Annotated in this window: 16 protein-coding genes; 10 read left to right on the top strand and 6 right to left on the bottom strand. The window is 66.6% G+C overall.

Going from position 1 to position 16,174, the window contains the following annotated elements; translation table 11 throughout:
* Positions 1–11: 11 nt before the first annotated feature.
* Together AC3WJD_RS11965 and AC3WJD_RS11970 are read left to right on the top strand one after the other, a co-directional pair.
* Positions 12–389 (top strand): histidine triad nucleotide-binding protein, encoded by a 378-nt coding sequence (locus AC3WJD_RS11965; protein ID WP_492746866.1) that lies wholly within the window; start codon positions 12–14, stop codon positions 387–389.
* A 114-nt stretch (positions 390–503) separates the two neighbouring features.
* On the top strand, positions 504–2,033 hold the full coding sequence (locus AC3WJD_RS11970) for an amino acid permease (RefSeq protein ID WP_492746867.1): 1,530 nt from the start codon (positions 504–506) through the stop codon (positions 2,031–2,033).
* A gap of 72 nt (positions 2,034–2,105) precedes the next feature.
* Here AC3WJD_RS11970 and AC3WJD_RS11975 read toward each other — a convergent pair whose 3' ends face one another.
* Positions 2,106–3,107, bottom strand: a complete 1,002-nt coding sequence (locus tag AC3WJD_RS11975; RefSeq protein ID WP_492746868.1) for an adenosine kinase — start codon at positions 3,105–3,107, stop codon at positions 2,106–2,108.
* 113 nt (positions 3,108–3,220) lie between these two features.
* Between AC3WJD_RS11975 and AC3WJD_RS11980 the strand changes: the two genes are divergently transcribed.
* Positions 3,221–4,240: an EI24 domain-containing protein gene (locus AC3WJD_RS11980; RefSeq protein ID WP_492746869.1), complete on the top strand. Its 1,020-nt coding sequence runs from the start codon at positions 3,221–3,223 to the stop codon at positions 4,238–4,240.
* Here the strand turns inward: AC3WJD_RS11980 and queG are convergent.
* Positions 4,227–5,309, bottom strand: coding sequence for a tRNA epoxyqueuosine(34) reductase QueG (queG, locus tag AC3WJD_RS11985; protein ID WP_492746870.1), 1,083 nt, complete (start codon positions 5,307–5,309; stop codon positions 4,227–4,229). The two genes, AC3WJD_RS11980 and queG, sit on opposite strands and share 14 nt — an antisense overlap.
* 133 nt (positions 5,310–5,442) lie before the next feature.
* Here queG and AC3WJD_RS11990 point away from each other — a divergent pair, with 133 nt between their 5' ends.
* From AC3WJD_RS11990 to AC3WJD_RS12015, 6 genes are all read left to right on the top strand, one after another.
* On the top strand, positions 5,443–6,384 hold the full coding sequence (locus tag AC3WJD_RS11990; protein ID WP_492746884.1) for an ABC transporter ATP-binding protein: 942 nt from the start codon (positions 5,443–5,445) through the stop codon (positions 6,382–6,384).
* Positions 6,381–7,634, top strand: a complete 1,254-nt coding sequence (locus AC3WJD_RS11995; protein ID WP_492746871.1) for an ABC transporter permease — start codon at positions 6,381–6,383, stop codon at positions 7,632–7,634. The genes AC3WJD_RS11990 and AC3WJD_RS11995 overlap by 4 nt, the downstream gene beginning before the upstream one ends.
* 88 nt (positions 7,635–7,722) lie before the next feature.
* Positions 7,723–8,280: an outer membrane protein gene (locus AC3WJD_RS12000; protein WP_492746872.1), complete on the top strand. Its 558-nt coding sequence runs from the start codon at positions 7,723–7,725 to the stop codon at positions 8,278–8,280.
* Between the two features lie 201 nt (positions 8,281–8,481).
* Complete coding sequence (locus AC3WJD_RS12005; protein WP_492746874.1) at positions 8,482–9,720, top strand: cytochrome P450; 1,239 nt, start codon at positions 8,482–8,484, stop codon at positions 9,718–9,720.
* Between the two features lie 51 nt (positions 9,721–9,771).
* On the top strand, positions 9,772–10,254 hold the full coding sequence (msrB, locus tag AC3WJD_RS12010) for a peptide-methionine (R)-S-oxide reductase MsrB (protein ID WP_492746875.1): 483 nt from the start codon (positions 9,772–9,774) through the stop codon (positions 10,252–10,254).
* A 20-nt stretch (positions 10,255–10,274) separates the two neighbouring features.
* Positions 10,275–10,721 (top strand): nuclear transport factor 2 family protein, encoded by a 447-nt coding sequence (locus AC3WJD_RS12015; RefSeq protein WP_492746876.1) that lies wholly within the window; start codon positions 10,275–10,277, stop codon positions 10,719–10,721.
* A gap of 5 nt (positions 10,722–10,726) precedes the next feature.
* Here AC3WJD_RS12015 and AC3WJD_RS12020 read toward each other — a convergent pair whose 3' ends face one another.
* From AC3WJD_RS12020 to AC3WJD_RS12035, 4 genes are read right to left on the bottom strand one after another with little or no spacing between them, the layout of a single operon-like run.
* A complete protein-coding gene (locus AC3WJD_RS12020; RefSeq protein WP_492746877.1) occupies positions 10,727–11,488 on the bottom strand; it encodes an isocitrate lyase/PEP mutase family protein in 762 nt (253 codons plus the stop codon).
* 31 nt (positions 11,489–11,519) lie between these two features.
* Entirely contained in the window at positions 11,520–12,080 is a 561-nt protein-coding gene (locus AC3WJD_RS12025; protein WP_492746879.1) for a hypothetical protein, read from the bottom strand.
* Between the two features lie 37 nt (positions 12,081–12,117).
* Positions 12,118–13,659 carry an ABC transporter permease/substrate-binding protein gene (locus AC3WJD_RS12030; RefSeq protein WP_492746880.1) on the bottom strand — a complete coding sequence of 514 codons (1,542 nt, stop codon included), beginning with the start codon at positions 13,657–13,659 and terminating at the stop codon, positions 12,118–12,120.
* A complete protein-coding gene (locus tag AC3WJD_RS12035) occupies positions 13,656–14,423 on the bottom strand; it encodes an ATP-binding cassette domain-containing protein (protein ID WP_492746885.1) in 768 nt (255 codons plus the stop codon). Before AC3WJD_RS12035 ends, AC3WJD_RS12030 begins: the two co-directional genes overlap by 4 nt.
* A gap of 60 nt (positions 14,424–14,483) precedes the next feature.
* Here AC3WJD_RS12035 and AC3WJD_RS12040 point away from each other — a divergent pair.
* A partial coding sequence (locus tag AC3WJD_RS12040; protein WP_492746881.1) for a DUF4153 domain-containing protein occupies positions 14,484–16,174 on the top strand: 1,691 nt, incomplete at its 3' end.

The raw sequence follows: 16,174 nt of genomic DNA on the forward strand, positions 1-16,174 counted from the left end.
GAGGATCCCCCATGCCGATTGACGCCACTCAGCCCTATGACGACCAGAATATCTTCGCGAAGATCCTCCGCGGCGAGATTCCGAGCAAGGCGGTGTACGAGGACGACCACGCCTATGCCTTTCACGACATCAATCCGCAGGCCCCGACGCACATATTGGTGATTCCCAAGGGCGCCTTTGTGTCGTGGGACGATTTTTCGGCACGCGGATCCGACGCGGAAATCGCGGGATTCGTCCGCGCGGTGGGGCATATCGCGCGCGAGAACGGACTTGTCGCGCCGGGATATCGCCTGCTGGCAAATACCGGATTCAACTCGCATCAGGAGGTACCGCACCTCCACGTCCATATCTTTGCAGGCCGCCCGCTTGGCCCCATGCTGGCAAGATAAACTGTCCCGCAGCCAACATCGGCTATTGCGCGCACGAAAATTGCCTTTACGCTCTCGGCCTTCAAAATCCGCGGGCTGAACAGGGGCGGCCCGGTTTCGAGGGGACTTGTCTGCATGATATTCGGGCGCGTTAAGCCGCTAGACGCCATTCTTGCCACCGCCGAGAAAAAATCACTCCATCGATCGCTCGGCGCCTTCCAACTCACCATGCTGGGCGTCGGCGCCGTCATCGGCACAGGCATCTTCGTCCTGACTGCCGAGGCCGCGCAAAAGGCGGGCCCCGGCATGATGATCAGCTTCATCATCGCGGGTGTGGTCTGCGCGGTTGCAGCGCTCTGCTACGCCGAAATGGCGTCGATGGTCCCGGTTTCGGGATCGGCCTATACCTACAGCTATGCGGTGATGGGCGAACTGCTCGCCTGGATGGTCGGCTGGGCTCTGATCCTCGAATACGCGGTTGCCGCGGGCGCGGTTTCGGTCGGATGGTCCGGATATATGATCGGGATCATCGAGAATGCATTTCACATAGACGTGCCCAATGCGCTCGTGCTCGGGCCCTATGATGGCGGCATCATCAACCTGCCCGCGATGTTCATCGCAGGTCTGGTCACCTGGCTGCTCGTCATCGGCACCAAGGAAAGCGCGACGGTCAACGCAGTCCTCGTGCTGATCAAGATCACCGCGCTGACGCTCTTCGTTCTGCTCGCTCTGCCCGTCATGAAGATGGAGAATTTCGAGCCCTTCGCGCCGCTCGGCATGGCCGGCATCTCCGCCGCCGCGGCTTCGATCTTCTTCGCCTATGTCGGCTTCGACGCGGTCTCGACTGCGGCGGAAGAAACCAAGAATCCGCAGCGCAACATGCCGATCGGCCTGATCGGCTCGCTCGCCATCTGCACCATCTTCTACATCCTCGTCGCCGCCGGCGTAGTCGGCAGCGTCGGCGCGCAGCCCGTCTCTGACGCGGCGGGCAATGCCTATGCCGCGGGCAGCCTCGAGCTCAGCAAGGCCTGTGCCGCGCTCGGTGACAATGCCGTGGTCTGCTCCAAGGAAGCGCTGGCCTGGACGCTCCGCAACATCGGCTGGACGCAGATCGGCAACCTTGTCGGCCTCGCCGCTGCGATCGCACTGCCTTCGGTCATCCTGATGATGATGTTCGGCCAGACGCGCATCTTCTTCGTGATGAGCCGCGACGGCCTGCTCCCCGCGCTCTTCTCTAGGGTGCACACGCGCTACCACACGCCGCACGTGATCACGATCATTACGGGTGTGTTCGTCGCGCTCTTCGCCGCCTTCTTCCCGGTGGGCAAGCTGGCGGATATCTCCAATTCGGGAACGCTGTTCGCCTTCGCCATGGTCTCGATCGCGGTGATGGTGCTCAGGCGGACCGACGCGAACCGTGCGCGCCCCTTCCGCACGCCTGCAGTCAATATCATCGCGCCGATCTCGATCGCGGGCTGCGTCTATCTGTTCTGGAGCCTTTCGGTCGACACCAAGCTGATGTTCATCGGCTGGGCCGCGGTCGGCTTGGTCGTCTATTTCCTTTACAGCCGCTCGCGCAGCCATGTCGGCCGCGGGGTCGTGGAAGTACACGAGACCGACAGCGACGTGCCGCCGCAGCCGGTGCCGCCCGTCCCCGAAATCTAAAGGGGCCGGACATCCGGACAAAAAAAGGGGAGGCAACCGCCTCCCCTTTTCTTTTGCGCCGTTGTCGGCCGGTCAGCCGAGGCGGGTCGCGACCAGTGCCTTGAGATCGACTTCGGGACGTGCGCCATAGTGTGAGATGATCTCGGCCGCGCAGATCGCGCCCATGCGCAGGCTGTCCTCGACCGAGCGGCCCTGCGCCTGCCCCGTCAGGAACCCCGCCGCGAACAGGTCGCCCGCGCCGGTGGTGTCGACCACCCGCTCGATCGGCTCGGCGGACACTTCGAAGCGCTGGCCCTCGCAGACCGCTATCGCGCCCTTTTCGCTGCGCGTCACGACCAGCACGCGCACCTGCGGCGCGACCGCGGCGACCGCCGCCTCGAAATCGTCGAGTTCGGTCAGCGACGTGATCTCCGCCTCGTTGGCAAAGAGAATGTCGACATCGCCGCGCGCGATCAGATCACGGAAGCTGTCGCGGTGGCGCGAGATGCAGAAGGTGTCCGACAGCGTGAAGGCGACCTTGCGCCCCCTCGCATGCGCGATCTCGATCGCGGCGCGCATCGCGGCGCGCGGTTCCGCGGGATCCCAGAGATAGCCTTCGAGATAGAGGATCGCGCCGCTTTCGATCATCGCGCGATCGAGCGCCGATTCGGGCAGGAACTGCGAGGCGCCGAGATAGGTGTTCATCGTGCGCTGGCCGTCGGGGGTGACGAGGATCAGGCAGCGCGCGGTCGAGGGCTCGGTCTGCTCACGCGGCGCGGTGGTGAAGGCAACGCCCTGCGCGCGGATATCGTGCGCGAAGACCGCGCCGAGCTGGTCGTCCGCGACCTGGCCGATGAAACCCGCCTTGCCGCCCAGCGCCGCGATGCCCGCGACGGTGTTCGCCGCGGAGCCGCCGCTGATCTCGCGCCCGACACCCATCTTGGCGTAGAGTGCCTCGGCATCCTCGGTCGAGAAGAGCAGCTGCATCGTGCCCTTGGCCATGCCCTCTTCGGCGATGAAGGCGTCATCGGCCTGGGCGAGGACGTCGACGATGGCATTGCCGATCGCGACGATGTCGTACTGCGGATCGCTCAAGAAACACTCCTGGCTGGAAACTGTCGGGAAGATTGCGCGCCGCCCTAATCTGAGGCGAGGGCCGACGCAACCGCGATTGACGTGTCCGGCCACGCTCCGCCATGGTCGCGCGCATGATCCGCGCCTTCACGCTTTCGCTCGGCCAGCTTTTCGACCCCGCGATCCTGAAGGTGTTCGCCAAGGTCATCGCGATCACGATCGCCCTGTTCGCCCTGCTGGGCGTGGCATTGTGGTGGGCGGCGGGCGCGCTTGCCGTGCATTATGGCTGGGGCGAATGGTCGGGTTGGGCCGAGGCGGCGGCGGTGATGGTCGCGCTGATCGCGGGCTGGCTGCTGTTCCGCGTCGTCGCGATCGCGGTGATCGGAATCTTCGCCGACGCGGTGGTCGAGGCGGTCGAGCGCCGGCACTATCCCGGGGCGCTGGCGAGCGCGAAGGCACCGGGGCTCGTCCGCACGGCGCGGATGGGTCTGGCCTCGGCAGGCCGGGCGCTGCTGTTCAACCTGATCGCGCTGCCCGTCTATCTGGTGCTGCTCGTGACGGGCGTGGGCACGGTTTCGGTGTTCGCGCTGGTCAATGCGCTGCTGCTGGGCCGTGATCTGGGAGAGATTGCGGCACCTCCCCGTTGCGGCGATCCGGGAATGGCTCGGGATGACGCGCGCGTCGCGCTTCGTGCTCGGGCTTGTCGTGACAGGGCTGTTCGTGGTTCCTGTCGCCAACCTGTTCGCGCCGATCCTCGGCGCGGCGATGGCGACGCATCTGTTTCACGGGAGAAGGGCATGAGGGTTGGGGCATGGATCATCGCGGGCGCATTGGCGCTCGGCGGGTGCGTCGCGGCGCCCCCACCCAAGCCCGCAGCGCCCGCGCCAAGGCCCTTTGCGGGGACGCAGGGGCCGCAGCAGGTGATCGGCCAGAATGCGCGCACGCTCACGATGCTGTTCGGCCAGCCGGTGCAGGACGTGCGCGAATTCAACGCGCGCAGGCTGCAGTTCGCGGGCGGTTCCTGCGTGCTCGACACCTATCTCTACGCGAAGAAGAAGGGCCAGGAACCAGTGGTGACGCATCTCGATGCTCGCCGTCCCGACGGCGCGGATTTCGACGAGACGAGCTGCGTCGCGGCGCTCAGTCGCAAATAGCCGCAGCGCCAGCTTCATAGTTGAAGCGCTCGGGCGCGAGCCGTGCTGCCGCCCAGAGCGCGGCGTCGCGCACCGCGAGATCGGGATCGTCGAGCAGCGCCACAAGGCTGTCGAGCAATGCTGGATCGTCGCTGTTGCCCGCGGCGAGCGCGGCGTTGCGCACCATGCGGTCACGCCCGATCCGCTTGATCGGCGATCCCGCAAACACCTGCCGGAAGGCCGCGTCGTCGAGCGCGAGCAGGTCGGCGAGCGCTGGCGCGACCAGTTCGGCGCGCGGTAAAAAAGCCAGATTCGCGGAAGCCGTGCGCGCGAACTTGTTCCACGGGCAGACCGCTAGGCAATCGTCGCAGCCATAGATGCGGTTGCCCAGCGCGGCCCGGAACTCGAGCGGGATCGGCCCCTTGTGCTCTATGGTAAGGTAGGAAATGCAGCGCCGCGCATCGACGCGATAGGGCGCGGGAAATGCATCGGTGGGGCAGGCGCGCTGGCACGCGTCGCACGACCCGCAGCGATCGCGTCCCGCCGCATCGGGGGCGAGCTCGAGCGTCGTGTAGATCGCGCCGAGGAAGAGCCAGCTGCCATCGACGCGGCTGACCAGATTGCTGTGCTTGCCCTGCCAGCCGATCCCCGCCGCCTCGGCCAGCGGCTTTTCCATCACCGGCGCAGTGTCGACGAACACCTTGAGTTCGCCGCCCGCACGATCGACAAGCCAGCGCGCGAGCTGCTTGAGCAGCTTCTTGACGATATCGTGATAGTCCTGCCCCTGCGCATAGGCGGAGATGCGGCCGACGCTCCCCTCCCCCTCGAGCCGGAGCGGATCGGCCGCGGGCGCATAGCTCATCCCGAGCATGATCACCGAGCGCACCTCTGGCCAGAGCCCCGCCGGGCTGCCGCGTTGTTCGGCGCGGCTTTCCATCCACAGCATGTCGCCATGGCAGCCTTCGGCAAGCCACGCGTTGAGCCGCTCGGAGGTGCGTGGCGCAACGTCGGCGCGCGCGATCCCGCACGCCGCAAAGCCGAGGCGCGCGGCCTCAGCCTTCAGCGCGGCGTCGATATCGCTGCTCATCATTGGGTAACCTGCGCGCGGCATAGTGTCTGATACATGGATCGCCCGCGCATCATAGCCCCATCGCACCCGACCCGCTACGATGGCACGGATCCCCGTTGACCCGACCGCGAATATGCTCAACCTCGACAGGCTTATGCAACAGGACTCGGTACGGCTGGGGGCCGACGACATAGCCGTTCGCGCGACCGGCCTCGGCAAGGATTTCGGTAACCGGACCGCGGTCGACGGCGTCGACCTCGCGGTGCCGACCGGCATGATCTACGGCGTGCTCGGCCCCAATGGTGCGGGAAAGACGACGACCTTGCGCATGCTGCTCGGCATCCTCGAGCCCGACCGCGGCAGCCGCGCGATCTTCGGAAACCCCAATCCGCGCGCCGAGGGCGACCGCATCGGCTACCTGCCCGAGGAGCGCGGGCTCTATCCACAGATGAAGGCGCGCGAGGCGATCGCCTTCATGGGCGCGCTGCGCGGTCTCGACTGGAAGGAAGGGCGTGTCCGCGCCGCCGGGATGCTCGAAGCAGCGGGTCTCGGTCATGCGGTCGACAGCAAGATCCGCAAGCTGTCCAAGGGCATGGCACAGCTCGTCCAGCTGCTGGGCTCGATCGTCCATTGCCCCGACCTGATCGTGCTCGACGAGCCCTTTTCGGGGCTCGATCCGGTCAATCAGGAACGGCTTGAGGCGCTGATCCGCACCGAACGCGCGCGCGGCGCCACGGTGCTTTTCTCGACGCACGTGATGGGACATGCCGAGCGGCTGTGCGATCGGCTGGCGATCATCGCGGGCGGCAAGCGGCGCTTCGAAGGCACCGTTGACGAAGCACGCGGGCAATTGCCGATGCGGGCGCTCTATACGCCGCGCAGCAATGGCGCGGGCCTCGCCGCGCTGCTCCCCGCCGATGCCGAGAAACTGGGCGAGACCTGGCGCTTCACGCTGCCCAGTGAAGGAATCGAGCCGCTGCTCGAAACGCTGATGGCGCGCGGTCATGGCATTGCGGGGCTGTCGATCGAGCGGCCCGGCCTGCACGACGCCTTCGTCAAGATCGTCGGCGACGCCATGCAGGAGGCGCAGCCATGAGACGTCTCATTCGCCAGACCGCGGTGATCGCGCGGCGCGATTTCATCGCGACGGTCGCGACGCCCACCTTCCTGCTGTTCCTGCTGGCCCCCTTCCTCATGCTGGCCCTTGGCCTGATAGGCGGGCTTGGCGCCGTCCAGGTCTCGCGCCCCCCCGAAATCCAGCGCGAGATCGTGGCGATCGCATCGGCGGAGGATGGCGCACGCCTCATCGCGGCGGACCGTGCGCTTCGCGTCATCTATCGTCCCGGGGAGGCCCCGCCGCCGTTGCGCATCAGCGCCCCGTCGGGGAACCCGGACGCGCAGGCGCGCGCATTGTTCGCGCGCAGCGGTTTGCTGACCTCTGCGGTCCTCCACGGGCCGCTTGATCGCCCGATGATCCTGAGCGGGCCGGGGGGCGAGCGCACCGCTGCCTATCTGGCCGAGCTTGCGGAGCGCGTGTTGCGCGAGGCGCGCGGCGGGATCAGATCGGGCCAGATGCTGAGCCACCCCAACATGGCGCAGGTCAAGGCACCCCCGCCGCCGGGCGCCGCGCGGCAGAGCATCGGCTTCGCGGCGATCTTCTCGATCTTTCTGCTGACGCTGCTGCTGGCAGGCCAGGCGGTCGGCATGATGGCCGAGGAAAAGGGCAACAAGGTGATCGAGATCCTTGCCGCCGCGGTACCGCTGGAGGCCGTGTTCCTCGGCAAGCTGATCGGCCTGTTCGGCGTGGCCCTGCTCTTCGTCGCCTTCTGGGGCACGCTGACGCTGCTGGGCATCAGCCAGCTTCCAGCGGACGGGCTCGCGCTGGCGGGAATCAAGCCGGCGATCGGCATGCCCGCTTTCCTGCTGCTCACCGCGGCCTATTTCACCATGGCCTATCTCCTGCTCGGCGCGGTTTTCCTTGGCATCGGGGCGCAGGCCGGAACGGTGCGCGAGATCCAGATGCTGTCACTACCCGTGACGATCTTCCAAGTGGCGATGTTCGGCCTGTCGTCGGCGGCCGCATCGAACCCCGGCATCCCGCTCGCTCTTGCCGCGGAGATTTTCCCCTTCTCCTCGCCCTATGCAATGGCAGCGCATGGCGCGACCGACCCGCGGCTTTGGCCGCACCTGCTCGCGCTTGGCTGGCAAGCCTTGTGGGTTGCGCTGGTGATCACGGTCGCGGCGCGCATGTTCCGCCGCGGGGTGCTCAAATCGGGATCGGACCCGCTGTTCAGCCGCGCCAGGGCAACAGGTGCAAAAGCTGCAATCGTAAAGGCCGAAATTTAATCCTCACGTATGATTGTAACCGATCGGTACGGCCCCTAGATCGTGCCTACCCGGTTCGGGGAAACGTTAGACAAAACAAGGAAATACGATGTTGCGTAAGATGATTCTTGCGGCGTCCGCGCTCGCCTTCGCCACAGCCGCCCATGCAGGCACCGAAACCGGCCCCTATGTCGGCGTCGCGGTGACGGTGGATGCGCCCAACGCCGATGTCGACGGTCTCGACAGCATTGGTTCGACGGGTGTCGGCGGTTCGGCCTATGCCGGCTACAATGTTGCGCTGGGCAATGGCTTCTTCGTGGCACCCGAGGCCAACATCGACCTCAACACCGCCGAAGCGCGGCTCGACGACGGCACCAATTCCTTCCGGCTCAAGTCGCGCTGGGGCTGGGGCGTCGGCGCGCGCGCCGGCTATGACATTTCCGACAGCACCGCAGCCTATGTCCGTGCGGGTTATGCGCGCAACCAGATCAAGACCATCGAGAACGACGTCTCCGACAAGTCCTGGGGCGACGGCATCCGTGTTGGTGGCGGCCTCGAGACTCAGGTTGCGCCGCACGCGAAACTGCGCGCCGAATATAATTACTACAATTACGAAAAGGGCGTGAGCAACACGCAGGGCCTGCTCGGCATCTCCTACGCCTTCTGACCCGCTCAAATATCTGCGCGCCGCTCCTCCCCCCGGCGGCACGCGGAAGAAGGGAGCCGGAACAGGCGTTCCGGTTCCCTTTTTTGCAGATGCGGTGCACCGCCCCACCGATTCGACGGAGTGTCGTTGACACCTCTGTAAATAGTGGCATTCTGCAACTGAAAAAGCGTCGGGACAGGCGCAATCAGGAGAGACGCAGTCATGGCCACCCTTGCCCGCGAGGCGGCAGCGCCCGCCGATCCGCTCGACGTCAGCCGCGCCGAAATCTACCGCGACCATCAGTGGCATGAACCCTTCCGCCGACTGCGCGCCGAGGCTCCCGTCTATCGCTGCGAGAACAGCGCCTTCGGCGCTTACTGGTCGGTCTCGACCTACAAGCCGATCGTCCATGTCGAATCGCTGCCCGAGCTCTATTCCTCGTCATGGGAACATGGCGGGATCACCATCGCCGACCGGCCCGAGACCGTCGATTTCGTCATGCCGATGTTCATCGCGATGGACCGGCCGCAGCACACCGCGCAGCGCCGGACGGTCGCCCCCGCCTTCACCCCGAGCGAAATGGTGCGGCTGACCGAGTCGATTCGCCAGCGTACCGCCGAAGTCCTCGATTCGCTCCCCTGGAACGCCGAATTCGACTGGGTCGATACCGTTTCGATCGAACTCACCACGCAGATGCTCGCGATCCTGTTCGGCTTCCCCTGGGAGGATCGGCGCAAGCTGACCTGGTGGTCCGACTGGGCAGGCAATATCGAGCTCGTCCACAATGAGGAGACGCGAAAGCAGCGGCTGGACGTGCTGTTCGAGATGGCCGCCTATTTCTCGCGCCTGTGGGAAGAGCGCACCAAGGCCGAGCCCGGCCCCGACCTGATCTCGATGATGATCCATTCGGAGGCGATGAGCCACATGGACCAGCACGAGTTCATGGGGAATCTCATCCTGCTCATCGTCGGCGGCAACGACACGACGCGCAACACGATGTCGGGCCTGGTCTGGGGGCTCTCGCAATTCCCCGAGGAGCGCGCCAGGCTCGAGGCCAATCCCGCGCTGATCCCCAATGCAGTGTCGGAGATCATCCGCTGGCAGACGCCGCTGTCGCACATGCGCCGCACCGCGACCGAGGACACCGAGCTTGAGGGGCACAAGATCGCCAAGGGCGACAAGCTCGTGCTCTGGTACATTTCGGGCAATCGCGACGAGAGCGTCTTCCCCGATGCCGACAAGCTGATCCTCGACCGCGAGAATGCCCGGCGGCACCTCGCCTTTGGCTATGGCATCCACCGGTGTGTCGGCGCGCGACTTGCCGAACTGCAGATCACGATCCTGCTCGAGGAGATGGCCAAACGGCGGATGCGCGTCGAGCCGCTGTCAGCGCCCGAGCGGGTCGCGGCGTGCTTCGTCAACGGCTATAAGGCGCTGCCCGTCCAGATCACCCGTTACTGATCCGCGGGCATCGCGGCACCCCCGCGCCGGGGGTCGAAGAAGTGAGTACCGATGATGATTGATCGCCGCGTCCTGATCGGCTCGGGGCTCGTTGCCGGCGCAGCGGGCCTGCTGGGCTACCGCATGTGCGCGGCCGCGCCGCAGCGCTACGCGGTCAGCTACAGCGACGCCGAGTGGAAAAAGCGGCTGACGCCGCTGCAATTCGCGGTGCTGCGCCAGGCCGCGACCGAGCGCCCCTTTTCCAGCCCGCTCGACAAGGAAAAACGCGCTGGCACCTTCATCTGCGCGGGCTGCGCACTGCCGCTCTATTCTTCAAGGACCAAGTTCGACAGCGGAACCGGGTGGCCCAGTTTCTGGCGCCCCCTGCCCAATGCGGTCGCAACGAGCACCGACTGGAAGATCGGCGTGCCGCGCACCGAGGTCCATTGCCGGCGTTGCGGCGGGCATCTGGGGCATGTGTTCGATGACGGTCCAAGGCCGACAGGCAAACGCTATTGCATGAACGGGGTCGCGATGAAGTTCGTGCCCGCATGATCGCGAGGGGGAAGACTGTGATGCAACGCGTGACGCTGATTGGGCTGGCGGCGCTTTGTCTCATGACGTTGGCGACGGTGCGCGCCAATGCGCCCGGTGCGCAGATTGATGACCTGCGCGCCTTTGCCGATCGCTTCGACCAGGCGCAGATCGCGCAGGACCGCGCGGCTTTGGAACGCATGGTTTCGGACGAACTCGTCTTCATCACCGGCACCGGCGAACGGCAGGGTAAGGCGGCCTTCATCGCAGGATGGAGCGACTCCGACACGCGCTACGAGCCGGTCACGCTGGAGGATCGCGTGATCATGCCGCTGGGCGCCGATGCCGGGATCGCAGGGGCCGCGGTTACCATCCGCGGGACCGCGGGCGGCAAGCCCTTTGCCAGCCGCATCCGTTTCACCGACACCTTCCGCCGCGAGAAAAACGAATGGCGCGCGGTGCATATCCAGGTAACGAAGCTTCCCTGAGCAGCTCAGGCGAAGACCGCCCTGGCGGCATCGCCAAGTGCCTTCATCGCCGTCTGATAAGGTCCGGGGCCGTGGCTGACGCGCGCGACACCGAGCTCGCCTAGCCGCTTCGCCGCCGGGACGCCCGGAAAGGCCATGATATTGACGGGCAGCGTGACCGCCTCGCACAGCCGCGCGATCAGCGACTCGTCCATCAGCCCGGGCGCGAAGAAACCGCTCGCGCCCGCTGCGGCATAGGCTTTTGCGCGTTCGATCGCGCCGTCGACCATCGCGGCGTCATGCGTATCGACCGCGGCCTTGAGAAAGACGTCGGTGCGCGCATTGATGAAGAAGTCTTCGCCCGCGCGCCCACGGATCGCGGCAATGCGCGCTGCCTGATCGGCTGCGGGGTAAAGCCCCTCGCCGCCGACGACCTGATCCTCGAAATTGATGCCGACGCCGCCTGCCGAAACCGCCCAGGCGACATTGTCGGCGACATCGCCGGGCTTCACCGCATAGCCGCCTTCAAAATCGAGCGTGACGGGCAGGTCGACCGCAGCGGTGATCCGTTTGAAGTTGGTGATCGCGTCGTTCATCGACAGCGCTTCACCGTCGCCCAGGCCACAGGCGGCCGCGACCGACCAGCTGCCCGTGCCGAGCGCCCTCGCGCCTGCATCGGCTACTGCCCTGGCCGAACCCGCATCCCAGATGTTGAACAGAATCAGCGGGTCGCCCTTCACATGCAGTGCAGCGAATGCGCGTGCCTTTTCACGCTGACGATCGTCCATGGCGGTTCTCCTGATGTGATGCGCCCACGGCCTAGCGGGCGGCGGCGTGCACGGCTTCCTGTTTCTTGCCTTCAACAAGCCTGAGGTCGGTCAGCTGCGGGTTGAGTCGCTGGATCTCCTCCAGATAGCTTCGCGGCTTCTTCATCAGCTTTTCGGGAAAACTCACGTTGAGGCCGATCACCTGCGCCGCCTGCCCGGCGAAATGTACGCAGTTGGCGCGGTTCATATTGTAGCTCTTGCCCGGCGCGTTGCGCCATTTATCCACCAGCGAGAGCACTGCGCGATATTGTTCGTCGGTTAGCGTGACAGCGAAATGCGCCTTGGAATGCCCCACATAGCCGGGCTTGGCGATATCGATCCGGCCGGGGACCGAACCGAACAGGATCGCGGGGCTGATCGTCTTGGCGGTGAAGCCATAATTGGTGTCGACCGCTTCGCCCGTGTCGATCGTCGTGCCCTTCAACGTGAAGAAGGCGTGCGGGAAGTGATCGTCGAGGTCGTGCGAGTAGAAGGTCATGACGACCTGCGCCGAAGCGGGCGATACCAGACCCAGCAACAGGGTCAGGATCGGAGCAAGGAAAAGCCTGTACACGGTCAACCTGTCATCTCAACGCGAACCGGCGCGCCTTTTAGCGTCGCGCGATCGCGTCGTCGAGCCATGCCGCGGCCTCGGCGGCGCTTTGTTTGGCGGAATCGGAGCGGTCGACGCGATAATTGGCCTCGCGCATCCGCTCGACGGGGATCGCCCCGATCAGCGGCCGCAGCGCGTTCCTGAATCGCGCATCCCGCGCACGCTCCGGCGCGACGAGCAGCAGCGCGTCATAGCCGGGAATCGCACCCTTGGGATCGGCGAGCACCACAAGCTTCAGCGCGGCGATGCGTCCGTCCGATGAAAAGGCCGAGATCGCCCCCACCTGCCTGCTTTCCAGCGCGCGATACATGAAGGTGGGGCTGTAGGCGCGCGTCGCCGCGAAACGCAGCGGATAGGCGCGGCCGACCATCGCCCATTCGGGGCGCTCGAGGAATTCGAGATCGCTGCCGAGCGTCATGCCCGGCGAGGCCCGCGCGAGATCGTCGAGCGTGCGCAGCCCCAGCCTTCGCGCGTCGTCGCCGCGCACCGCAAAGGCATAGGCATTCTCGAACCCAAGCGGCCCGAGCATCGACACGCCCTGCTTCTCGCGCGTCCAGCGCGCGATCGTGTCGATCATCGCGGCGCGCGGCGGCGTATCGGTGCGGCGCATCTCGTTGGTCCAGAGCGTCCCCGCATAGTCGACATAGACATCGATATCGCCCGCCGAAAGCGCGCGGAAGATCACCGCCGAACCCAGCCCCTCGCGATAGCGCACGCGATAGCCCGCGGCCTCGAGGCGCCGCCCGATCACGCGTGCGAGGATATATTGCTCGGAAAAATTCTTTGCGCCGATCGTGATGACGGCCGGCGCGGGCGCGAGCATCGGGAGAGCGGCGGCGCCGATGCCCGCGAGCAGCACGCCCAGCGCAACAAAACCCGGCACGCGCCGGCGGTGGCGAACCGCATGCTCGACGAGTCCGAGCAGTGCGTCGACCGCAAGCGCGAGCGCGGCGGCCGCAGCACAGCCGACGAGCACCAGCACCCAGTTCTGGGTCTGCAGCCCTGCAAAGATCAGGTCGCCAAGGCTCGGCTGTCCGACGGTGGTAGAGAGCGTCGCCGCCCCGATCGTCCACACGGCCGCGGTGCGCACCCCCGCCATCACCACGGGAGCCGCAAGCGGCGCCTCGACCAGCCGCAGCTTCTGGCGTGGCGTCATCCCCACCGCATCCGCGGCCTCGATGACTGCGGGATCGATCCCCTGGAGCCCGGTCACCCCGTTCCTTAGGATCGGCAGCAACGCGTACAGGCTCAGCGCGAGCAGCGAAGGCAGGAAGCCGAGCGCCGGGATACCGCCGCCGACCAGCGCCGACAGCATGAGGAGCAGCGGGTAGAAGAGCGCGAGCAGCGCGAGCGCGGGGATCGTCTGGATCAGGCTTGCAAAGCCGAGGACGATGCGCGCGAGCGCGGGCCGGCGCGCGGCGGCGATGCCGACCGGCAGACTGACCGCCAGCGCGAGCATGAGCGCGGCGGCGGCGAGCAGCACATGCGCCGCGAGCAGTTCGGGCAGCCGTGCGAGCGCTGCGTGCAGCTGCGCGCTCATGCGCCGTCCCCTCCCAGCTGCTGAAGCCGTTCGGCCTGTGCGCGCGGGATCGCGACGAGCGCGTCGGCCACCGCACCGGCGCGTCCCGCAAGCAGGTCGTGCGGGGTCGCATCGGCGACGATCGCGCCCCACTCCATCACCAGCACGCGATCGGCGAGCAGCAGCGCCTCGGCCATGTCGTGCGTCACCATGATCGTCGTCAGCCCCAGACGGTCGTGCAGCGCGCGCACGCGCCGGCCAAGCTGGTCGCGCGTCACCGGATCGAGCGCGCCAAAGGGTTCGTCCATCAGCAACAGCCCGGGCGAAAGCGCGAGCGCGCGCGCCACGCCGACGCGCTGACGCTGCCCGCCCGAAAGCGCATCGGGCATGCGCGTCGCGAAGTCGCGCGGCAGGTCGACAAGGTCGAGCAGCTCGCCGACGCGGCCATCGGCTTCCCTGCCCTCGAGCCTGAACCCGATCGCGATATTTTCCGCGACGGTCATGTGCGGAAACAGGCCGATATTCTGGAAGACATAGCCGATGCCACGCCGCAGACGGTGCGGCGGCGTCTCTGCAACCGGCTCACCGCCGATCATCACCCCGCCGCCGTCGGGCTCGACGAGCCGGTTGACGGTCTTGAGCAAGGTCGACTTGCCCGAACCCGAGGCACCGACAAGCGCGACGAAGCTGCGCGCGCCGATATCGAGCGTGACCGCGCTCACCGCGGGTGCCGCCGCACCATAGGATTTGGAGACCGCATCGAAGCGGACCGCGGGGCCGTCCATCCCGGGCCGATCGGTCACTGGCGCAGGAAAGACACGGTCCTTTCTCCCATCGGGCCGAGCATGCCCCGCGCACCCGGCGCCGGCAAGGCATTGATCAACCGCGCGTTCCCGGGTCTGCACATCTTCTGCACCGATTGCGTATGGTTCGAACACGGCTTGCCGCGATCATCCTCGGCTTCGATCCGCCACACCGGCCCCGTATCCATCGGGGAGAAGGACATGGCATCGATTGCGCTACCGGCACGCCGGCACGGTTTTCCCTTGAAGCTTGGCTTCGCGTTCACGCTCGTCGCGGCGGGCGACCTGCTCTTCTACCAGCGTGGCGAGTTCGGCGCGTCGATCGGGTTTTTCACACTGGGTTGGCTTGCCGTCACCATAGCGGGCAGTCCGGCGCTGCGCCGACGTCCGGACGCCTGGATTGCTGTCGGCATTGCGGCGGTTGCCGGCGCCGCGCTCGTCTTCGATCCCGGTCTGCTCGCCTGGGCGATCTTCTGGGTTGCGCTCAGCACCGCCGCGCTGATCCCGGCCACCGCCAGTTTCGACGATGGCTGGCAATGGTTCCAGCGCCTGTTCGTCCACGGCCTGCGCAGCCTCGCGGGCCCGGTCGTTGATGCCTGGAAGCTCAGGCGGGCACGGCGTGGCCGGCAGTGGCTGCCGCGAATCGGCGCAATGCTGCCCACTCTGGCACTGCCGATCGCGGGCAGCGCGGTGATCCTGCTGCTCTTTGCGCTCGCCAATCCAATGATCTCCGAAGCGCTCGCCGCGATCAGCTTGCCCACCATCTCGCCCCAGACGATTGTTCGGGCGACCTTTTGGGTGATGCTTTTCACGCTCGTCTGGGGAACGCTCAGGCCACGGCGGATATCGCGGGTGTTCGCCCCCTTCGACGGCAGCGGCGACATCGCACTCGCGGGCGTGACGATCGGTTCGGTGACGCTCTCGCTGATCCTGTTCAATGCGCTGTTCGCGCTGCAGAACGCGCTCGACATCGCCTATCTCTGGGGCGGGCTCGCGCTCCCCGAGGGCATGACGCTCGCCCAATATGCGCATCGCGGGGCCTATCCGCTGATCGCGACCGCGCTGCTCGCGGGGCTGTTCGTGATCGTCACGCTGCGCCCCGGTTCGCGGACCGCCGCCGATCCGCTGATCCGGCGCCTGCTCGTGCTGTGGATCGCGCAGAACGTCTTCCTCGTCGCCTCGACGATCCTGCGCACGCTCGACTATGTCGACGCCTATTCGCTCACGCGGCTCCGAATCGCCGCGCTTGCCTGGATGGGGCTGGTCGCGGTGGGGCTGATCCTGATCTGCTGGCGGATGCTGCGCGAAAGGAGCACGGGCTGGCTGATCAACACCAATCTCGCCGCCGCCGGCTCGGTGCTGCTGTTGTTCTGCTTCGTCGATACGGGCGCGATGGCCGCCGCGTGGAACGTCCGCCATGCGCGCGAGGCGGGCGGACGCGGCGCGCAGCTCGACCTCTGCTATCTGCAGGGTCTCGGCAGCGCATCGCTCATCCCGCTCGTCGAGCTCGAGCAGCGCAAGCTCGACGCCGATTTCATCCGGCGTGTCCGCATCGTGCGGCGGCAGGTAATGGATCGGACGCTGGCCGCGCAGGCGCATGGCTGGACGATCCGCAACGCCCGTCGCCTCGACGTGACGCGGCAGCGGCTGGGCGACGCCCCCGACACGCTGCCGTCCGGCGCCTATGACTGCCAGGGCCGCTTCGTCCCGCCACCCCCGCCCGAACCCGAAGC

The organism is Sphingobium sp. FW306-1B-F04DB (assembly GCF_058781925.1).